The organism is Limnobacter humi, assembly GCF_024518835.1.
GTDB classification, from domain to species: domain Bacteria; phylum Pseudomonadota; class Gammaproteobacteria; order Burkholderiales; family Burkholderiaceae_B; genus Limnobacter; species Limnobacter humi.
Genome location: NZ_JANIGO010000003.1, coordinates 181362 through 201989, shown reverse-complemented (window position 1 = coordinate 201989; position 20628 = coordinate 181362). Strand labels below are relative to the sequence as shown.

Here is a 20628-nt window from a genome sequence, read left to right as displayed (position 1 = left end):
ACAGCCCCGTTTCTCGGGGGTGCAGCCCTTGCTTCGGCTTATTGAACACCGATGCAGAGGTATTTGATTTCCAGAAACTCTTCAATGCCCCACACCGAGCCTTCGCGACCCAAGCCAGACTGTTTCACCCCACCGAATGGGCCAACCTCGTTGGAAAATACGCCCACATTGATGCCGACCATGCCGTAGTCCAATGCACGGGCCACCCGGAATGTGCGGGCTGTGTTTTCGGTGTAGAAATACGCTGCCAACCCATAGGGGGTGTTGTTGGCGTTGAAAATGGCTTCCGCCTCGGTGTCGAATGGAAACACTGCGGCCAGCGGGCCAAAGGTTTCTTCCTGGGCCACCAGCATGTCGTGGTTGGCATTGTTGATGAGCGTGGGCTGGAAAAACCGGCCGCCCAACGCATGGCTTTGGCCACCCGCCAGCACCGTGGCACCTTTGGCAACAGCATCGTCCACATGTCGTTTTACTTTGGCCACGGCCTGTTCGTCGATCATGGGGCCTACACTGGCGGATGTGGCCAAGCCGTCGCCCACCTCAAGTGCGGCAACTTTGGCTTGCAATTTGCCGGCAAAGGCGGCTTGAATGCTTCGGTGTACATAAATGCGGTTGGTGCAAACGCAAGTTTGACCCGCGTTGCGGAATTTGGAGGCCATGAGGCCATCCACGGCCTTGTCGAGGTCAGCGTCCTCAAACACGATGAACGGGGCATGGCCACCCAACTCCAGTGAGAGCTTTTTAATGGTTGGGGCACACTGTTTCATCAGAATGCGGCCCACCTCAGTGCTGCCCGTGAAGGTGAGTTTGCGCACGGCGTCGCTCTCGCACAGCACCTTGCCTACTTCAATGGAGCGGTCTGAGTCGGCAGTGATCACATTCAATACACCCGGCGGGATACCAGCCTGGCGGGCCAGCTCAGCCAAAGCCAATGCTGACAATGGCGTTTGCTCGGCCGGTTTGATGACCACCGTACAACCTGCCGCCAGGGCAGGGGCCACTTTGCGGGTAATCATGGCAATGGGGAAGTTCCATGGCGTGATGGCTGCGCAAACACCAATGCCTTGTTTGAGCACCAGCAATTCCCGCCCGGCCTGGGGGCTTTCCAGCACGCTGCCTTCAATCCGTTTGGCCTGTTCGGCAAACCATTCCACAAACGATGCGCCATACGTTACTTCGCCTTTGGCCTCGGCCAGTGGCTTTCCTTGTTCCAGCGTCATCAATGTGGCCAGGTCGGTTGTGTTGGCCACAATCAGGTCAAACCATTTGCGCAGCAATTGCGCCCGGCTTTTGGCGGTGGTGTTCTTCCAGCTTTGGAATGCTTGGTCCGCATGTTCAATGGCCTGGCTGGTTTGCTCCACACTGGCGTTGCCCACCTCGGCAATGGTGGCGCCGGTGGCCGGGTTGTCGACAGGGAATGTTTGGTTGCACGGTACAAACGCGCCGTTGATGAAGGGCTGGGTTTGAAGCAGGGCGGGGTTGGACAAGGTGATGGGGCTGGGCATGGCGTGAATTCCTGTACTGCTTGGAATGGGTGCGTTGACAAGCCTTTTAGTGTACCCGCCCCGGAGCGCCCTGTGGCTTGGGGTCAACCCGCTTGTTGCTCCAGCGTGTTGAGGTTGTGAATGTGAATCAATTTGGCGGGTTTGCCATCGTGCAGAATGTTGGTGATGAAGAGTTCGGCCCGGCCGCGATTGCCATCCTCCTTCTCCAGTTGAACATCCAGTCGCTCAAACTGGCCACTTTCCTGGGTTTTTTGCAGGGCTGCCAGCAGGCGGATGCCATCCTCGGGTGACACAAAATCCACGATGCTGGTTTCATCCAGTTCGATGCTGTGGGTAGACCCCAGGTCAAGCAACGCTTGTGTGTTGCAGTACACGATGGTACCGGCCTGTTCAATCACGGCACCAAACGGGCTGTTTTCAATCAAGAGTTTGTGTTGCTCATCGTTTTGGCGCATGGCTTGCTCGGCCTGGTATTCCAGGCTGGCATCCCGAAAGATCAGCACAGCCCCTCTGACTTCCATGCGTCCGTCGTAGATGGGCGCTGAATTGTGGCGAACAATTCGGTTGCGGTCCCGATCCACCAGCAAATGCCAATACTCGGATGAAATCACTGGGAGTCCGGTGGAAAGTGTTTGCTCCACGATGTGAGGTTCGACCAAGGGGTGGCCGCTGAGGGCGCGAACCCGGTACACATCCAGCAAGGGTTTGCCGATCAGCAGGTCCTCCTGACGGTTCAGCAGTCGCTCAGCCATGGCATTGACCGAGGTGATCAGTCCAGACCTGTCGCAGGTGATGAGCCCTTCGCCAATTGAGCTCAAGGTGAGCCGCAATTGCTCTTCATTGTCTTTGAGGGCCTCTTCGGCTTGTTTGCGCGCTTTCAGTTCCTGCTCAAGGTCCTGTGTGCGCTCGCCCAGTTTGCTGAGGTATTCTGCATTGCGGCTGGCGCTGCCCAGTAGGGTCAGCACCGCCAGCAGCACACCAAATACGCAAATGAGGTAAGCAATCCGTTGTTCGTTGCGTTGGGCAGTGCCCATGCCGGGCGGGTCTTGTGCCAATTCCAGGGTCCAGACCCGTCCGCCAAAGTAGATCTTCCGGTTTAAACGCACTGTATCGCCAAGCCGCAGCGTGCTGCGAATGATGAGTCGTCGGCTGGGGCCTTCGGTGGTCACATCGGCCAGGCGGAATCGAATATGTCCATCCATCGCCTTTTTTTCCAGCGGGTTCAGCAGTGTCCGTAGATTGATGAATGCGGCGATATAGCCCTGCAGTTCGGGTTGAGCCCGCGCACTGGTGGCCTTTTTCACTGGAATAAAGACAATCAGTGCCAGTTGGCTGCTGCGCACCAAAGGCACCGGGGTGGTGGCCATGGCTTCGTTTTTGATGTCAGCCAGTGACATGGCATACCGGCGTTCAACGCCGCTGGCGTGGTTCAGGCCCAACACATCCACACTGGCCTGGTTCTTGGATTCGCTGAACAAGGTGGGGTAAAGGTACTCGGTGGTTTTGGGCGTTTGATTGTCCAGGTGCCAGATTTTGTAGGGGTGGCCGTACAGCGCAGACGCTTTGGCTTCGAACGCGGCTTTGTCCGCATAAGGCACCCGGGGTAACCAGTCGACAGCATCGACCGGACCATTGTTGACGAAAAACCGAACGAAGCGTTTGAACTCATCCAGCTCGACTGATTGGCTGGCATTGAAAAAACGCTCAATCGCTTTCAGGGGTTCGATGGTTTGTGGCAGGGGTGCAAAAGCGAGGTCTGCCAGGTCGTCCATGTTTCGGAGCTGTTGCTGGTTTTCCTGAAATTCGATGTTCTGTTGAATTTCCAAATTGGCCAGCAGAACAAGACCGCCGATGACCATCACCGGCACGGCCATCCGCAAGGCCGATTTGTAACGGAATTGCCATTTCCGGTTTCCTGGCCACACGCTGTAGGCAACCGGCGCAACCAACAGCATGCCCAGCGAATTGGCCATCCAGAGCCTGGAGAACTCAATGGACGCCAACAAGTCGCGCAGCGGCGGAAAATCTTTGTCCAGCCACAGGTTCAGGGTGCTGAGCACCAATGAACCCAGTGGGCCGATAATCATCAAGATCTTGAACAGTGTCCAGTCCGGGTGTGTGCGCCGCTTGCCCAGGGTATAGCGGGCCACCACCTTGACCAGCAAGGCGATGTAAGCCACCGTAAGTGCCGCGTGGAAAAACTGGTGGAGGCTTAGGTGTTGGTCGGCCGAGCTGTAGGGCACAGCCCAGTATGCCAAGAACAATGCCGGAAGTACCTTGCGCCCCAAGCGATAACCAGCCACATAAGCCAACCCCAAAGAGGGATTGATGTACAAAAGGGCCGGGTAAGCATCACCGAAGTTCTGGGTGGCTAGGTTTAAACCAGCAATCAGCAGGGCAGTAAAGGCTATGGCGCCATATTGAGCCATGTTGGCAGGTCCGGAAGTGGGGCGATTTCAAAGTGATACTGTAGTGTAGCCTCAACTTAAACGTTGCAAAGGTTTAAATTTATGGGTTTTTTGGCCCTTTTCCGGCTTTGCGGTGCGGGTGAATCCGGTGTGTCACTGACTGAATGAATCCAGGTTCAGCAAACCGACCAGTTGCGATAGACACGCCATGCCGAAGGTTTCGGTCCGAAGCACTCGGTTTGAGAAGCGCAGGCATTGAGCACCGCTTTGAATGGCGGTCTCGATTTCATCGGGCGTCCAGCCACCCTCGGGGCCAACCGCAATCACCAACGGGGAATCGCCTTGTGCGGCCGTATCGTTCAGCCAACCACGCAGATTCGTGTCTGCCTGGGGGGTAAATAGCATGACCTGTGCGTTGGGCAACTGTTGCCGAACGGCTTGCAGTTGTGTTTCAAGGCCTGCCACGGGCGCCACCACGGGCAGGCAAGCCCGTTCGCTTTGCAAACCAGCGGCAAGTGCAACCCGGTCCCAATGCAGGCGGCGTTTCTCGGCCCGTTCGTCGTTCAGTTTGACCACGCTGCGCTGGGCCTGCACTGGAAAAAATCCCTGGGCGCCCAATTCCGTGCATTTTTCAATCACCCAGTCCATCTTGTCGCCTTCTGGTAAGCCTTGCAGTACATACACGGCGCGAGTTAGCTCGGTGCTGGTGCAGGCCTGTGCGGTGCTGTTCAGGCGCACTTCGCCCAGTTTCTTGCTCAGGTAGTGCACCGTGGCGTCAAACTCAATGCCAGCGCCATTCCAGGCCCGAAGTGCCTCGCCTTCCCGCAGGCGCAGCACTCGGGAGGCGTAATGCAAGAGGTCGTCTTCAAGCGGCAGTACCTGCCCCTGCGCCTTGGCTTGTGGCAGGTAAAAGCGGGGTACGCGGCGCGTTGCAGCGGTGTGGCGGTGATCGGACAACACAGTGTTGGGTTCGGTCATAATTCGAGGGTTTGCTCGCTGGCTGGTGCGCGAGTGGCATTGCTTTGATAAAATTCGGTTTTTCCCGAACTTTGCCACAAGCAAAACTCAAAATCCCCAATCCTATGTCTTCTTCCTCCAAGAACATGGCCAACGCCATCCGCGCACTCGCCATGGACGCCGTTCAAGCCGCCAAGTCCGGACACCCCGGCATGCCCATGGGCATGGCTGAAATTGCAGTTGCCCTGTGGGCACGTCACCTGAAGCACAACCCCTGCAACCCGCACTGGGCAGACCGTGACCGCTTTGTGCTGTCCAATGGCCATGGTTCCATGCTGATGTACGCGCTGTTGCACCTCACGGGCTACGACTTGCCGATTGAAGAGCTGAAGAATTTCCGCCAACTGCACTCCAAAACGCCTGGACACCCCGAGGTGGATATTACCCCCGGCGTGGAGACCACCACAGGCCCGCTGGGACAGGGCATTGCCAATGCAGTGGGCATGGCGCTGGCTGAAAAGCTGCTGGCGGCCGAGTTCAATGAGCCGGGTTTTCCGGTGGTGGACCACAACACTTACGTGTTTTTGGGCGACGGCTGCCTGATGGAGGGCATTTCGCATGAGGCCTGTTCGTTGGCTGGCACGCTGGGTTTGTCCAAGCTCATCGTGTTGTACGACGACAATGGCATTTCGATTGATGGTGAAGTGGAGCACTGGTTTGGTGACGACACCCCCAAACGTTTTGAAGCCTATGGCTGGAATGTGATTCCCCAGGTGGATGGCCACAGTGTGGACGCGGTGGATGCCGCCATTGCACAGGCCAAGCAAAACGCAGCTTTGGACAAAGGCCCCACGCTGATTTGCTGCAAAACCAATATTGGTCAGGGCTCGCCCAACCTGGCAGGCACCGACAAAGTACACGGTGCCCCCCTGGGCGACGCCGAAATTGCCGCCACCCGCGCTGCCATTGGCTGGGCCCACGCGCCGTTTGAGATTCCTGCTGAGGTGTATCAGCAGTGGGATGCCCAAGTGGCCGGCGCTGCCCGCCAAGTGGCTTGGGACAAGCTGTTTGATGCGTACAGTGCAAAATTCCCGGCCAAAGCGGCCGAGTTCAAACGCCGCATGGCCGGTGACCTGCCTGCACAGTTTGAGCAGACAGCTGCCCGTTTGCTGGCCGACGTGGCTGCCAAAGGCGAAACCATCGCGACCCGCAAGGCCAGCCAAAATGCCATTACCCTGTTGGCTGCCGAGCTGCCTGAATTGCTGGGCGGCTCTGCCGACCTCACCGGTTCCAACCTCACCAACTGGCCCAAGTGTGTGGCTGTGCGCCGCAATGCAGAGGGCTTTACCGCAGGCAACCACATCAACTGGGGTGTGCGTGAATTTGGCATGAGTGCTGCACTCAATGGTGTGGCCCTGCATGGCGGGTACATTCCATTTGGCGCCACATTCCTGACCTTCTCCGACTACAGCCGAAATGCCCTGCGCATGGCGGCCTTGATGAAGAAGCGCAATATTTTTGTGTTCACCCACGACTCCATTGGTTTGGGTGAAGATGGCCCAACCCACCAACCGGTAGAACATGCTGCAACCTTGCGCCTCATCCCCAACATGGATGTGTGGCGCCCGGCTGACTCGGTGGAGTCCATGGCGGCGTGGAATGTGGCAGTCATGCGCAAGGATGGCCCATCATCCCTGTTGTTCAGTCGCCAAAACCTGCCGTTTGTGCCCCGTTCTGAAGCGGTATTGAGCAATATCGCCAAGGGTGGTTACGTGGTGCTGGAAAAAGCCAACGCGCAGGTCACTTTGGTGGCCACAGGCTCAGAGCTTGAGCTTGCGCTGGCTGCAGAAAAAGTGTTGGCCGAGAAAGGTGTTGCAGCGCGTGTGGTGTCCATGCCAGCCACCACCGTGTTTGACCGTCAATCCGCAGCCTACAAGGCTGAGGTGCTGGGCAACAAACCCATCGCCGTGATTGAAGCCGGTATCACCGACGGTTGGTACAAGTACATGGTGCAAGCGGGTGTCAAGGGCACTGTAGTGGGTATGAACAGCTTTGGCGAATCGGCCCCGGCGGGTGCCCTGTTCAAGCACTTTGGCATTACCACAGAACATTTCACCCAGGCCGCGTTGGCCTTGGTACAGGCATAACAGTTTACTTTCAAGGAGCTTTGTCATGACTATTCGCGTCGCGATCAACGGCTACGGCCGTATTGGCCGTAATGTGCTGCGTGCCCATTACGAAGGTGGTAAAAAGCACGATATTCAAATCGTGGCCATCAACGACTTGGGCGACCCCAAGACCAACGCCCACCTGACCCAGTACGACACAGCCCATGGCCGTTTTCCTGGCACCGTTGCCGTGGATGGCGACTACATGGTGGTCAATGGCGACAAAATCAAGGTGCTGGCCAACCGCAACCCGGCTGAACTGCCTTGGGGCGAGTTGGGTGTGGACGTGGTGATGGAATGCACTGGCTTCTTCACTTCCAAGGAAAAAGCATCTGCCCACCTGAAAGGCGGCGCTAAGAAAGTCATCATTTCCGCCCCGGGTGGCAAGGACGTGGATGCCACGGTGGTGTTTGGCGTGAACCACCAAGTGTTGAAGAGCACCGACACCGTGATTTCCAATGCTTCTTGTACCACCAACTGTTTGGCCCCGCTGGTCAAGCCCCTGAACGATGCCATCGGTCTGGAAACCGGTCTGATGACCACCATTCACGCCTACACCAACGACCAGGTGCTGACCGACGTGTACCACGAAGACCTGCGCCGCGCGCGCTCCGCCACCATGAGCATGATCCCCACCAAAACCGGTGCGGCTGCTGCGGTTGGCCTGGTGCTGCCCGAGTTGAATGGCAAGCTGGATGGCTACGCTGTGCGTGTGCCCACCATCAACGTGTCCATGGTGGATTTGTCCTTTGTGGCCAAGCGCGACACCACCGTTGAGGAAGTGAACAGCATCCTGAAAGCAGCCGCTGAAGGCCCGCTGAAAGGCGTGCTGGAATACAACGACGCACCCTTGGTGTCCATCGACTTCAACCACAATCCAGCCTCCAGCGCCTTTGATGCAACGCTGACCAAGGTGAGCGGCAAGCTGGTGAAAGTGTCCAGCTGGTACGACAACGAGTGGGGTTTCTCCAACCGCATGCTCGACACCACTGTGGCCCTGATGAACGCGAAGTAATTGAACAATTCCCGTCCGCTTTAAGCGGATTGTCAAAAAGCCGACCCCCATGGTCGGCTTTTTTGCGCCCATTTCTGGGGGTGTTCCCCCTTCTGTGCACTCCTGCGGGCAGGTCGTTTTGCCGATGTTTCAATCATCGGTCAGCGGCCTGTGCGCCGTGCCCCTGCCTTGTTCTGAAAAGTAGACTCCGTTCTGCAGTCTTTTCTCGGGATGGGTTGGGCGGCAAGACCGATAGCCTTGTGCTTAATCTGTCTTGAGAGTTTAGCAATGTTGACAATCTGCTCAGCCAATTTCCGTTCCATCCGGAATCAAGCCAATGCCCTGTTGGCCCTGTTTCTGGCCTGTCTGGTGATGACCGGCACCGCCCACGCCCAGCAAGCCGCCGGCACGCAGTTCATCATCAAACTGAAAAACTCAGTCGAGCTGGGTGCCACACCCAGTGTGCGTCGCCTGGAAAAAGACGGCGAATCATTGTCTGCTGTGATGACCCGCAACCGGGTCGATGCCACCTGGGTGCGTGCTGGTACGGTGGGTACACATGTCATGCGCTTTGGTCCATCGGTTCGACCGTCGGATGTTCAGTCGTTGTTGAACCGCCTGTCCAGCGATCCGGATGTGGACTTGGTCATGCAGGATCGGCCTGTTCGTATTCAGGCCACGCCCAATGAAAGCACTTACACCAACCAATGGCACTTGCAGAGCACCAGCGGGCGGGGCGGTGCCAAGTTCAACCTGGCTTGGGATTTGATCAAAGGCAGCTCAAACGTGGTGATTGCGGTGCTCGACACCGGCGTGGTGTTCGAAACCCCAGACTTGGCTGGCCGCCTGCTTTCAGGTTATGACTTCGTGTCCGATGTGAACACAGCCAATGACGGTGATGGACGTGATGCCAACCCCGCTGACCCTGGAAACTGGATCACTTCCGCCGAATCCCAGTCGGGTCCCTTTGCTGGTTGTTCAGTCAAGGATTCCTCGTGGCACGGCACTTTTGTGGCGGGTGAAATTGCCGCCAATACCAACAACAGTGCCGATATCGCGGGTGCTGACTGGAACGTGAAAATTTTGCCGGTGCGCGTGCTGGGCAAGTGCGGTGGTTACTTGTCGGATGTGCTGGATGCCATGCTGTGGTCTGCCGGCCTGGATGTACCCGGTGTTCCCCGCAATACCAACCCTGCGGCTGTCATCAACCTTAGCCTGGGCAGTGCCAACACGTGCAGCTCACTGGAGCAGGATGTGGTCAACCGCGTCACTGCGGCTGGGACCCTGGTGGTTGCGGCCGCCGGTAATGGGGGCGGCGTGGTGGATTCACCCGCCAATTGCAGCGGTGTGATGGGTGTGGGGGCCATCGACCGCGATGGCAGTCGAGCCTATTACAGCGCCTTGGGCACCGGCGTTGCCTTGATGGCACCAGGTGGTTATTACTATGGCTTGGTCGGTTTGGGCAATTCAGGCACCACCACCCCAGGCGCATCTACCTTGGTGTCCAAAACCGGAACTTCCTTTGCCGCGCCCCTGGTGGCAGCCACGGCTGGTTTGATAAAAGCCGTGAACTCGGCACTGACCCCCACTCAAATTGCGTCGGCCATCACCAGCACCACTGCGCCATTTCTGTCGCCATCGGGTCAAACCTGCTCGGCCAATTCAGGGTTTGCCACCTGCAATTGCACCACGGCTGTGTGTGGCACTGGCATGCTGGATGCCTATGCTGCGGTCAATTCCATTCGAGGCACCAAACCATTGGCCAACGCGTCGGTGACGGCCAATGGACTGGGTACCAGTTCTTACAACGGGACTGCTCCCCAGGAAAGTGCCAGCGCCTCCAACCCCGTGCTGTTGCGCGGTTCTTCCAGCACTGCACTGTCGGGTCGCACCATTGCGTCGTATTTGTGGGAACAGGTGTCTGGCACACCCGTGTTAACGGGCACCCGCAGCACAGCCGATGTGGATTTGCCAGCGGCCAACAGCACATCCGACCTGGTGTTCAAGCTCACGGTGACCGACTCGGTGGGCGAGAGCCGCAGCACTTTCACAGCGGTTCGTGTTGTGGCCAGTGGCGATAGCAGCAGTGCACCGGCCAGCATGGGTTCAACCACGCCCCAAAGCACGGGCTCAACAACCCCTGTCTCCTCGGGAGGCGGCGGTGGCGGCGGTGGTGGTGGCCTTGGCTTGTCGGGTTTGCTGATGCTGGCCAGTGCCATGATGCTCTACCGTCGGCGACCAATCCAGGCTAAAACAGGCACCCGCGCAACATAGGCCAGCAGGCCTGCCAGGGCTCCCCCCCGGTGGGCTTGAATGGCAACATGCCCGCCCACCCAGGCATCAATCGGTAATCCGGTCGATGCCTGTTTTGCTTCCAACACCAATTTGGCCAGTAAACCTGCTGTGAGCAGGAGCAAAGGCAGCGGCGATGGCGGGGTGCTTTGTGCAGCGCGCGCTGCGAACCAATGGCGCCAGGCGTGCAGCAACCCAACCACGAACGCGGTGTGCAGGGCGCCACTGAGCCCCACATACCAGTCCAGACGCTCCACCCAGGTCAAATAAAGGGGCACGGTCAATAGCCCCCACCCTAGGCCAAACCACAAAGTAACCGGGCTAACCGTTCGTTCAAAACCCCACAACACCACAGCCAAGCCGAGCAGGTTCAGCGCCAAGTGCACCCAGCCCAGGTGCACGAATTGACCCAGCAAGGTGTTCAGAAAAAATGACTCCGATAAATCAAGACCTTGCCCTTGAACTGGGCCCCAGGCCAATTGGGCGACCAGTGCGCACAAAGCCACGGCAAACCAGAGTGCCCACACGGTGAGCAAGGGCTTGGGCGGTTTATAATTCAGGATTGTTTTCAATCAACCTTCCTTGCGAGTGTTCAAGCGATGCTGCGTTTCCTGCGTCTGACCGATCAAGCCGTATCCAATCAACGTGTACTCATTCGGGTTGATTTTAACGTTCCCGTGGATGCCGACGGCAACATCACCGAAGACACCCGGATTCGCGCCTCCCTGCCCGGCATTGAATACTGCCTGAAAAACAATGCCGCCCTGATGCTAACCAGCCACTTTGGCCGCCCCACCGAGGGTGAGTACGACGAGAAGCTGAGCCTGGCCCCCGTGGCCAAGCGCCTGGGTGAACTGTTGGGTCGAAACGTTCGTTTGGTCAAAGACTGGGTAAACGGCGTCAGTGTGTCTGCTGGTGAAGTGGTGTTGCTGGAAAACTGCCGTTTCAACAAAGGCGAGAAAAAGAACAGCCCGGACTTGGCCAAGCAAATTGCGGCCCTGTGCGACATTTATGTGAATGATGCCTTTGGCACCGCCCACCGGGCTGAGGCCACCACCCATGGGGCTGCCCAGTTTGCCAAAGTGGCCTGCGCGGGCCCCCTGCTGGCGGCAGAGCTGGATGCATTGGGTGCGGCCCTGTCTGCACCCAAGCGCCCATTGGTGGCGATTGTGGCTGGCTCCAAAGTGTCCACCAAACTGACCATTCTCAATAGCCTGGCTGAAAAGGTGGACCAGTTGATTGTGGGTGGCGGCATTGCCAACACCTTCATGGCTGCGGTGGGTTTGCCCATCGGAAAGTCCCTGGTCGAAGCTGATCTGATTGGTGAGGCGAAGTCCATCATCGAGAAACTGAAAACCCGGGGTGCCGCAGTGCCCATCCCGGTGGATGTGGTGGTGGGCAGCGAATTCAGCCCATCCGCGGTGGCCACCACCAAAAAGGTGGAAGATGTGTCGGCCACGGACATGATTTTTGACATTGGTCCGCAGACTGCCGAAGGCCTGTCCACCATTTTGCAAAACGCTGGCACCATTGTGTGGAATGGCCCGGTCGGTGTGTTCGAGTTTGACCAGTTTGGCCATGGCACCGAGCGCCTGGCGCGTGCCATCGCCGCATCGTCGGCATTCTCGATTGCCGGTGGTGGCGACACCCTGGCCGCCATTGCCAAATACAACATCAGCGAACAGGTCAGCTACATTTCCACCGGTGGTGGTGCATTCCTGGAGTTTCTGGAAGGCAAAACCCTGCCTGCTGTTGAAATCCTCCAGCAGCGCGCAGCCTGAACGTCCACCCCATGAGCACACCATCCATGACCACCTTCGCCGTCCGTCAAACCAAAATTGTGGCCACCCTCGGCCCCTCCAGCACCTCACCGGAAGTACTGGAAAAGATGATTGCCGCTGGCATGAATGTGGTGCGGGTCAACTTCTCGCATGGCACAGCCGATGAACACATTGGCCGGGTAAAAACCGTGCGCGAGATTGCCGCCAAGCTGTGCAAGGACGTGGCCGTCATGGCCGACCTGCAGGGCCCGAAAATCCGCATCGGCCTGTTCGCCAATGGTTCAACGCTGTTGACCGAAGGGCAGGAATTTTTGCTCGATGCCACCTGCAAAGAAGGCGACGATACACGGGTGGGGTTGGACTATCCCGAATTGGTCAATGACGTGAAAGCGGGCGACACCTTGTTGCTGGATGACGGCAAGATTGTGCTCAAGGTCAAAAAGGTGGCGGGTTCGCAAATCTCTATGGTGACCGAGGTGGGCGGTGTGTTGAAAAACCGCAAGGGCATCAACAAACTGGGCGGGGGCTTGTCTGCGCCTGCGCTCACATCCAAAGACATGGAAGACATCCGAACGGCCGTGGCTTTTGAAGCCGACTACATTGCAGTCAGCTTCCCGAAAAGTGGTGCTGACATGTACATGGCCCGCGAACTGTGCCGTGCGGCCGGTGGGCATGCGCTGATGATTGCCAAGGTAGAGCGCTGCGAAGCACTGGAAAACCTGGATGACCTGATTCGCTCGTGCGATGGCCTCATGGTGGCCCGTGGTGACCTGGCGGTTGAAATTGGCGATGCTGCGGTACCGGCGGCCCAAAAACGCCTCATCCGTGCGGCCCGCGAGCACAACAAGCTCACCATCACCGCCACGCAGATGATGGAGAGCATGATTGAAAGCCCGGTGCCCACCCGCGCCGAGGTGTCGGATGTGGCCAACGCCGTGCTGGACGGTACGGACGCGGTCATGCTGTCGGCTGAAACCGCGGCAGGCAAGTTCCCAGTAGAAACCATCAAGGCCATGGCCCGCACCTGTGTCGAGGCTGAAAAGTCCGCCCCGGTCAGTTTGGATGCCGACTTTTTGAACCGCAAATTCAAGCGGGTGGACCAGTCCATCGCCATGGCGGCGTTGTTCACGGCGCATCACTTGGAGGTCAAGGCGATTGCAGCGCTCACGCAGTCTGGCTCCACCGCGTTGTGGATGTCCCGCCTGAACTGTGGTGTGCCGATTTTTGCGCTCACGCCGGAAGAAAAAACCCGGCGCCGCCTGTCGCTGTACCGCGATGTGCGGACCGTGATGCTGCAGTACGAAACCGAGGACCGAGAACAATTGCTGGCCAAGGCCGAGAAGGCACTGCTGGATGCCAAGGTGGTGGAACTGGGTGACCTTATCGTGATTACCATCGGCGAGCCGATTGGCAAATCGGGCGGCACCAACACCATGAAAATTGTTCGCGTGGGCGAACACATCGGATTATTGAACTGATTATTTTTGGAGACACACCATGCCACTCGTATCGATGCGCCAATTGCTGGACCATGCCGCTGAACAAGGTTACGGCATCCCCGCGTTCAACGTGAACAACCTGGAACAGGTGCAGGCCGTGATGGCTGCGGCCGATGAAGTCGGCGCACCCGTGATTCTTCAGGCCAGCGCCGGTGCGCGCAAATACGCCGGTGAGCCCTTCATCAAACACCTTATTCAAGCCGCTGTGGAAGCCTACCCCCACATTCCGCTGGTGATGCACCAGGACCATGGCACCAGCCCCAAGGTGTGCCAAGGCGCCATCGACCTCGGTTTTGGCTCGGTGATGATGGATGGTTCCCTCATGGAAGACGGCAAAACACCCGCCAGCTTCGACTACAACGTGAACGTCACCAAAACCGTGGTGGAGATGGCCCACAAAGTGGGGGTGACTGTGGAAGGTGAATTGGGTTGCCTGGGCAATCTGGAAACCGGTGAAGCCGGCGAAGAAGACGGCATTGGTGCTGAAGGCAAGCTGGACCACAGCCAAATGCTGACCGACCCCGAAGAAGCGGCCGTGTTTGTGAAGGCCACCCAGCTGGATGCCTTGGCAATTGCAATTGGCACCAGCCATGGCGCCTACAAGTTCAGCCGCAAACCCACAGGCGACATTCTGGCCATTTCCCGCGTGAAGGAAATTCACGCCCGCATTCCCAACACGCACTTGGTGATGCACGGTTCATCGTCTGTTCCTGCTGATTTGCTGGCCATCATCAACCAGTTTGGCGGCAAGATGAAGGAAACCTACGGCGTGCCCGTGGAAGAAATTCAGGAGGCCATCAAGTATGGCGTGCGCAAAATCAACATCGACACCGACATTCGTTTGGCCATGACCGGTGCTGTGCGCAAGTTCCAGTTTGAAAACCCCGACAAGTTCGACATGCGCGAATGGATGAAGCCTGCCCGCGAAGCAGCCAAGGCCATTTGCAAGCAGCGTTATCTGGAATTTGGTTGTGAAGGCCAGGCTGGCAAAATCAAAGGCATCAACCTGGTCGACATGGCTGCCAAATACGCGAAGGGCGAACTGGCGCAGATCGTGCAATAAACTGCGCCATTCGTCCCAATGCTGCGGCTTGCTTCGCCAGGCTGCAACAGAATCCACCACGCGGGGCTTCCCGCGTGTTTGTCTTTTAACGGGGGGTGTTCAACAGGCCCCCGATTTTCGAAGGCTGTTTGTGAATGAGTACCGTGTTTGAAACCCAATTGAGCTCATTGCCCTTGCTCCACCGTGGCAAAGTTCGTGAAAATTTTGCAGTCGGTGACGACAAAATGCTGATCGTGGCCAGCGACCGCCTGTCCGCTTTTGACGTCATTCTCGACCAGCCCATTCCCGAAAAGGGCATGGTGCTTACACAGATGGCCCAATTCTGGTTCGACATTCTGCACGATGTGGTGCCCAACCACCTGACCGGTATCAAGCCTGAAGACGTGCTGACGGCCGAGGAAGCCAAGCTGGTGCGGGGCCGCGCCATGGTCGTGAAGAAGCTCAAACCCCTGCCGATTGAGGCGGTGGTGCGCGGTTACATCATCGGCTCGGGCTGGAAAGACTACCAAGCCACTGGTGCTGTGTGTGGCATCAAGCTGCCTGCGGGATTGCAAATGGCCGCCAAGCTCGATGCACCCATTTTCACGCCCGCCACCAAAGCGGCTGTGGGCGAGCATGACGAGAACATCGATTTTGACACCATGTGTCAAACCATTGGCCGCGACCTGGCCGAGCAAGTTCGGAGTGTATCCATTGCCCTGTACACCAAAGCCAGCGACTATGCCGCGCGTCAGGGCATCATCATTGCCGACACCAAGTTTGAATTTGGTCTGGATGAAGCAGGGCGCCTGACCTTGATGGATGAAGTGTTGACCGCAGACTCTTCCCGTTTCTGGCCAGCTGACCAGTATCAGGTGGGGATGTCACCACCGTCGTATGACAAGCAGTTTGTGCGGGACTACCTGGAAAGCGTGCCCGGCTGGAACAAAAAGGCACCGGCACCCAAACTGCCCCAGGACATCATCGACAAAACCGCTGCCAAATACCGCCAAGCCTATGAGGCATTGACCGGCCGTGTTTGGTTGGGATAAACACCGTAGAACAATGACAGGGAACACTGCGCCATGGATGAAATGACCAAGTTGCACACCTCTGACCATCCCAAAGTGGGCGTGGTCATGGGCTCATCCTCCGACTGGGAGGTCATGAAAAACGCTGTGCAAGTGTTGCGGGATTTTGGCGTGGACTACGAGGCCCGCGTGGTGTCTGCCCACCGCATGCCCGACGAAATGTTCACCTATGCCGAAACCGCCTTGGGCCGGGGCATCCAGGTGATCATCGCCGGGGCGGGCGGCGCTGCCCACTTGCCTGGCATGTTGGCGGCCAAAACCACCTTACCGGTGATGGGTGTGCCCGTGCCCTCCAAATACTTGCGCGGTGAAGATTCGCTGTTGTCGATTGTGCAAATGCCCAAAGGCATACCCGTACACACCTTTGCCATTGGTGAGGCGGGTGCGGCCAACGCAGCGTTGGCCGCTGTGGCCATTTTGGCGTTGAACGACAGTGCCTTGCAGAAAAAACTTCAGGATTTCCGCGTCAGCCAGTCCAATGTGGCCCGTGAAATGGAACTGCCCCCTTTGCGGTGAGATGTTGGTATGAGCACACACAAATCGGTCGAATTTAAAACCGCGCAACCCAACCAGTGGCTGGGTTTGCTGGGTGGTGGCCAATTGGGCCGCATGTTTTGCATGGCCGCCCAACGCCTGGGTTACAAGGTGCTGGTGTTGGACCCTGCAACCAACAGCCCGGCTGGGTCGGTGGCGGATGGACAGGTGTTGGCCGATTACCTGGACGATGCTGGTTTGGCCGAGCTTGCCCAGCGTTGCGTCGGCGTGACCACCGAATTCGAAAATGTGCCCGCACTGGCCATGGAAACTTTGGCGGCCAGCATTCCCGTCAGCCCCTCGGCATTTTCTGTGGGGGTGGCGCAGAACCGGATTGAAGAGAAATCGTACATCAGCGGCTGTGGAGTGCCCGTGGCGCCGCATGCACCCATCCGCCAGGCCGAGGACATCACCGCTGCGCTGGAAACCTTGTTGCCCGGCATTTTGAAAACAGCCCGCTTGGGCTACGACGGCAAAGGCCAGGTGCGGGTGAAAACCCTGGATGATGTGAAGGCCGCATTCGACAACTTGAACCAGGTGGAATGCGTGCTGGAAAAGCGGCTCACCTTGCTCAAAGAGGTGTCGGTGATTGTGGCCCGTGATCACCAGGGCGAGTGTGTAACGTTTCCTGTGGCTGAAAACCACCACCGCAAAGGCATTTTGGCCACCACCATTGTGCCCGCCCGCATCGACGACGTGATGGCTGCACAAGCCCGCGCCAGTGCCATTTCGATAGCCCGTGCGCTGGATTATGTGGGGGTGCTGTGCGTGGAGTTTTTCGTGGTGGAGGGCATGGGCCTGGTGGTCAATGAAATTGCGCCACGGCCGCACAACAGCGGTCACTATTCCATTGATGCCTGCGTCACCTGCCAGTTTGAACAACAGGCCCGTATTCTGGCTGGTTTGCCGTTGGGCGACACGCGCCAGCACAGCCCGTCCGTCATGGTGAATTTGCTGGGCGATTTGTGGTTTGATGCACAAGGCAATGAGCGTGAGCCCAACTGGCCCGGTGTGTTGGCCATGCCCGAGGTGAAGTTGCACCTGTACGGCAAGGAACAGGCCCGCGTGGGCCGAAAAATGGGGCACATCACCGTGGTGGCTGCCACACTGGACCGTGCGCTGGAAGTGGCCGAGGCTGTGCGCAGCTTGCTGGGCATTGGCGATGACGACGATTAATACTTGTCACTGATACGCGCAACCAACAGCGATTCACCATGGCCAACCGAACCACATTGCTCAAACCCACGCATGGCAACATTGAAGAATGTGCGCAGGCGTTGCGGCTGGGCAAGCTGGTGGCTTTTCCCACCGAAACCGTGTTTGGTCTTGGGGCAGCGGTGTCGTCTCTTGACGGCATTCGCAACATTTTTGCGGCCAAAGGTCGCCCTGAAAACCACCCCTTGATTGCCCATGTGGCGCCCCATGCCCGGTTGGACGGCTGGGTTGCCGAAGTGACGCCGACCATGCAGCGTTTGATGGATGCCTTTTGGCCAGGCCCCTTGACCCTGGTGGTGCCCAAGGGCCCCAACATGCCGCTGGAAGTGACGGGTGGGCAACATTCGGTCGGCATCCGCTGCCCATCCCACCCGGTGGCCATTGAACTCTTGAAAGCTGTGGGTGTGCCAGTGGCGGCCCCGTCGGCCAACCGGTTTGGCAAGGTCAGCCCCACCCGGGCCAGCCATGTGTTGCAGGAACTCGATGGCCGCATTGCTTACGTGCTGGACGGGGATATTCCGGCTGTGGGTATTGAATCGACCATTGTGAGTTTGCTGAAACCCACCCCAGCCATTTTGCGGCCCGGGGCCATTACCGCCGAGCAGATTGAACAAGTGCTGGGTGTGGCGGTGCAGCGTCATGCCGAGGCTTTGCAGGCCACCGATGCCCCCCGTGTGTCAGGCGCGCTTGAAAAGCATTACAGCCCCGATGCAAAAGTGCTGGTGTTGCCTGCCAGCGCGATGGGCGAGGTTGCCTGTGAGCAACCCACCTTGATCGTCGGCTGGGGCGAGGCCTTTCTGGATGAGATTTCGGAAGTGCAGTTGCGTAGCCGCGTAAAACCCATGCTGCTGGCACTGGCGCCGCATGCCGAGCAGGTGGCGCAGCAGTTGTATCTGATTTTGCGCAAGGCCGATGAAGATGGCTATGCGCAATTGATCGTTGAAGAGCCTGATCCGGTGCCGGCGTGGGAAGGCGTTGCAGACCGTTTGCGGCGGGCGTCCGCCTGAGGCCTTGTTTCTATATAAAAAAAGCGCCTTGCGGCGCTTTTTTTACATCTGCTGCGTGGGAATGTGCCCGCGCTGCTCATTCATCTGATTGTTGTCGTCCACAAACACCAGCTTGGGCTTGAAGGTTTTGCACTCTTCATCACTCAAGGTGCCGTAGGCCGCAATAATCACCAAGTCGCCTTTTTGGGCCCGGCGGGCTGCCGCGCCATTCAATGAAATCATGCCGCTGCCACGCTCACCTTTGATGGCGTAGGTGGAAAAGCGTTCGCCGTTGTCGATCACATAGATGTCGATGCGCTGGAATTCGATGATGCCGGAGGCTTCCAGCAAGTTCTCGTCAATGGCGCAGGAACCCTCGTAGTGCAGCTCACAGTGGGTTACTTTTGCTCGGTGAATTTTTCCGAGCAACATTTCGCGTTGCATCACTCAATCTCCAGGTTGTCGATCAGCCGGGTGGTGCCCAGCTTGGCGGCGGCCAAAATCACCAGCGGTGTTTGATCGGACAGGTTTTCATCGGTGGGGCGCATCAGGTCGGCTTGCCTGCGGACCTCGAAATAATCGGGTTTCCAGCCCCGTTCCACCAATGCCTCGTGGCACCGGCGCTCGAATTGTACCAACTGGTCCAGATTCGGGCGAGCCGATTTGACCTGATTGGAGAGATCATTCAAAAGTTGAAAGAGAAACGGCGCTTCGGCCCGTTCCTGTTCATTCAGGTAGCGGTTGCGTGACGACATGGCCAGGCCGTCTGGGTCGCGAATGGTGGGCGCCGCAATAATCTCAATCGGCATGGCCAACTGTTGCACCAGGCGACGAATGATCATCAACTGCTGGTAATCCTTCTTGCCAAACACTGCCACCTTGGGCTGCACGCAGTTGAATAGTTTGGTGACCACGGTGCTCACACCCTCAAAAAAGCCGGGGCGGAACTCACCTTCCAGGGTGTTGCCCAGGCCATCGGGTGGGCGAATGCGGTAGTCCTGGGGTTCGGGGTACATGTCACGCTCGGTGGGCGCAAACATCACGTAGACATTTTCCTTTTCCAGCTTTTGGGCGTCTTCCTGCATGGTTCGGGGGTATTTGTCGAAGTCTTCCGACGGTCCAAACTGCAGGCGGTTGACAAATACACTGGCCACGACCGGGTCGCCATGCTTGGCGGCAATCCGCATCAGCGACATGTGGCCTTCATGCAGGTTGCCCATGGTGGGTACAAAGGCCACGCGGTTTTGGCCGCGCAGTTGGTCCCGCAGCTCGGTGATGGAGGAAATCTGTCTCATAGCCCGATTTAAAAGGTGTGCTCAGGTCCAGGGAAGGTTTTGCCTTTCACGGCAGACACATAGGCTTGAACCGCCGCCTGGATGGAGGGCTGATTATCCATGAAATTGCGCACAAATTTCGGTTTTTTGCCCGGAAATACATTCAACATGTCATGCAGCACCAGCACTTGGCCGTCACAATCAACCCCGGCGCCAATCCCAATGGTCGGCACAGTCAGGCTTTTGCTGATGTCGGCCCCCAATTTGCCTGGAATGAGTTCAAACAAAACCATTTGAGCGCCTGAATCCTGCATCAGCTTGGCATTGGTCTTGAGCAATTTGGCGGCTTTGGCGTCTTTGCCTTGTACCCGGTAGCCGCCCAGCGCACTCACCGACTGTGGGGTCAAGCCCAGGTGGGCGCACACGGGAATGTCCCGTGTGGTGAGGTAATTCACCGTGTCGGCCAGCCAGGCGGTGCCTTCCAGCTTCACCATGTTGGCGCCTGCTGCCATCAGTCGAGCCGCGTTGCGGTAGGCCTGCTCGGGGCTTTCCTGGTAGCTGCCAAAAGGCATGTCAGCCAGCACCCAGGCGGATTTGTTGCCGGCGGCCACGCAGCGGGTGTGGTATTCCATCATCTCCATGGTGACCGGCAGGGTGGATGGCATGCCACCCAGCACCATGCCCAGCGAGTCGCCAATCAGCAGCACATCCACACCGCTGGCATCCAGCACGCTCGCAAAACAGGCGTCGTAACAGGTCAGCATGGCGATTTTTTCGCCCTGCTTTTTCATGTCGAGCAGGTGCGGCAGGCTGACGGCTTTGCGACTGCTGGTTGTAGTGGTGGCAGGTGTGGGTTGGGCACTCATGGTTTTGGGCTCCCTG

General features: G+C 57.9%; 17 protein-coding genes. 10 read left to right on the top strand and 7 right to left on the bottom strand.

Annotated features, from left to right (window positions below; translation table 11 throughout):
• Positions 1-38: 38 nt before the first annotated feature.
• The 3 genes from NQT62_RS10285 to NQT62_RS10275 all read right to left on the bottom strand — a co-directional run bounded on the left by NQT62_RS10285 (position 39) and on the right by NQT62_RS10275 (position 4891).
• Positions 39-1505, bottom strand: coding sequence for an NAD-dependent succinate-semialdehyde dehydrogenase (locus NQT62_RS10285; protein WP_256764611.1), 1467 nt, complete (start codon positions 1503-1505; stop codon positions 39-41).
• A gap of 83 nt (positions 1506-1588) precedes the next feature.
• Positions 1589-3934, bottom strand: a complete 2346-nt coding sequence (locus NQT62_RS10280) for a CHASE domain-containing protein (protein WP_256764610.1) — start codon at positions 3932-3934, stop codon at positions 1589-1591.
• 132 nt (positions 3935-4066) lie between these two features.
• Entirely contained in the window at positions 4067-4891 is an 825-nt protein-coding gene (locus NQT62_RS10275; RefSeq protein WP_256764609.1) for a 16S rRNA (uracil(1498)-N(3))-methyltransferase, read from the bottom strand.
• 104 nt (positions 4892-4995) lie between these two features.
• Between NQT62_RS10275 and tkt the strand changes: the two genes are divergently transcribed.
• The 3 genes from tkt (at position 4996) to NQT62_RS10260 (ending at position 10306) form a co-directional block, all read left to right on the top strand.
• Positions 4996-7017 carry a transketolase gene (tkt, locus tag NQT62_RS10270; RefSeq protein WP_256764608.1) on the top strand — a complete coding sequence of 674 codons (2022 nt, stop codon included), beginning with the start codon at positions 4996-4998 and terminating at the stop codon, positions 7015-7017.
• A gap of 25 nt (positions 7018-7042) precedes the next feature.
• Positions 7043-8053: a type I glyceraldehyde-3-phosphate dehydrogenase gene (gene gap, locus NQT62_RS10265; protein ID WP_256764607.1), complete on the top strand. Its 1011-nt coding sequence runs from the start codon at positions 7043-7045 to the stop codon at positions 8051-8053.
• A 267-nt stretch (positions 8054-8320) separates the two neighbouring features.
• Positions 8321-10306, top strand: a complete 1986-nt coding sequence (locus NQT62_RS10260) for a S8 family peptidase (RefSeq protein ID WP_256764606.1) — start codon at positions 8321-8323, stop codon at positions 10304-10306.
• Here NQT62_RS10260 and NQT62_RS10255 read toward each other — a convergent pair.
• Positions 10258-10896, bottom strand: coding sequence for a rhomboid family intramembrane serine protease (locus tag NQT62_RS10255; protein ID WP_256764605.1), 639 nt, complete (start codon positions 10894-10896; stop codon positions 10258-10260). The genes NQT62_RS10260 and NQT62_RS10255 overlap by 49 nt on opposite strands.
• A gap of 27 nt (positions 10897-10923) precedes the next feature.
• On the opposite strand from NQT62_RS10255, the gene NQT62_RS10250 reads away from it, so the two are divergent.
• The 7 genes from NQT62_RS10250 (at position 10924) to NQT62_RS10220 (ending at position 18493) form a co-directional block, all read left to right on the top strand.
• Positions 10924-12105 (top strand): phosphoglycerate kinase, encoded by a 1182-nt coding sequence (locus tag NQT62_RS10250; RefSeq protein ID WP_256764604.1) that lies wholly within the window; start codon positions 10924-10926, stop codon positions 12103-12105.
• Between the two features lie 11 nt (positions 12106-12116).
• Positions 12117-13583, top strand: coding sequence for a pyruvate kinase (gene pyk, locus NQT62_RS10245; protein WP_306173622.1), 1467 nt, complete (start codon positions 12117-12119; stop codon positions 13581-13583).
• Positions 13584-13602: 19 nt separating this feature from the next.
• The gene (fba, locus tag NQT62_RS10240; protein ID WP_256764603.1) at positions 13603-14667 is read left to right on the top strand and encodes a class II fructose-bisphosphate aldolase; all 1065 of its coding nucleotides are present in this window, start codon (positions 13603-13605) and stop codon (positions 14665-14667) included.
• Positions 14668-14801: 134 nt separating this feature from the next.
• A complete protein-coding gene (locus NQT62_RS10235; protein WP_256764602.1) occupies positions 14802-15698 on the top strand; it encodes a phosphoribosylaminoimidazolesuccinocarboxamide synthase in 897 nt (298 codons plus the stop codon).
• A gap of 33 nt (positions 15699-15731) precedes the next feature.
• The gene (gene purE / locus NQT62_RS10230) at positions 15732-16253 is read left to right on the top strand and encodes a 5-(carboxyamino)imidazole ribonucleotide mutase (RefSeq protein WP_256764601.1); all 522 of its coding nucleotides are present in this window, start codon (positions 15732-15734) and stop codon (positions 16251-16253) included.
• A 9-nt stretch (positions 16254-16262) separates the two neighbouring features.
• A complete protein-coding gene (locus tag NQT62_RS10225) occupies positions 16263-17447 on the top strand; it encodes a 5-(carboxyamino)imidazole ribonucleotide synthase (RefSeq protein ID WP_256764600.1) in 1185 nt (394 codons plus the stop codon).
• 38 nt (positions 17448-17485) lie between these two features.
• Positions 17486-18493 carry an L-threonylcarbamoyladenylate synthase gene (locus NQT62_RS10220; RefSeq protein ID WP_256764599.1) on the top strand — a complete coding sequence of 336 codons (1008 nt, stop codon included), beginning with the start codon at positions 17486-17488 and terminating at the stop codon, positions 18491-18493.
• A 42-nt stretch (positions 18494-18535) separates the two neighbouring features.
• On the opposite strand, the gene panD is transcribed toward NQT62_RS10220, so the two are convergent.
• Genes panD through panB form a run of 3 tightly spaced genes read right to left on the bottom strand, consistent with a single transcriptional unit; the run spans position 18536 to position 20612 of the window.
• Positions 18536-18916 (bottom strand): aspartate 1-decarboxylase, encoded by a 381-nt coding sequence (gene panD / locus NQT62_RS10215; protein WP_256764598.1) that lies wholly within the window; start codon positions 18914-18916, stop codon positions 18536-18538.
• Positions 18916-19767: a pantoate--beta-alanine ligase gene (gene panC, locus NQT62_RS10210; RefSeq protein WP_256764597.1), complete on the bottom strand. Its 852-nt coding sequence runs from the start codon at positions 19765-19767 to the stop codon at positions 18916-18918. The genes panD and panC overlap by 1 nt, the downstream gene beginning before the upstream one ends.
• Before the next feature lie 8 nt (positions 19768-19775).
• Positions 19776-20612, bottom strand: a complete 837-nt coding sequence (gene panB / locus NQT62_RS10205; protein ID WP_256764596.1) for a 3-methyl-2-oxobutanoate hydroxymethyltransferase — start codon at positions 20610-20612, stop codon at positions 19776-19778.
• Between the last annotated feature and the right edge of the window lie 16 nt (positions 20613-20628).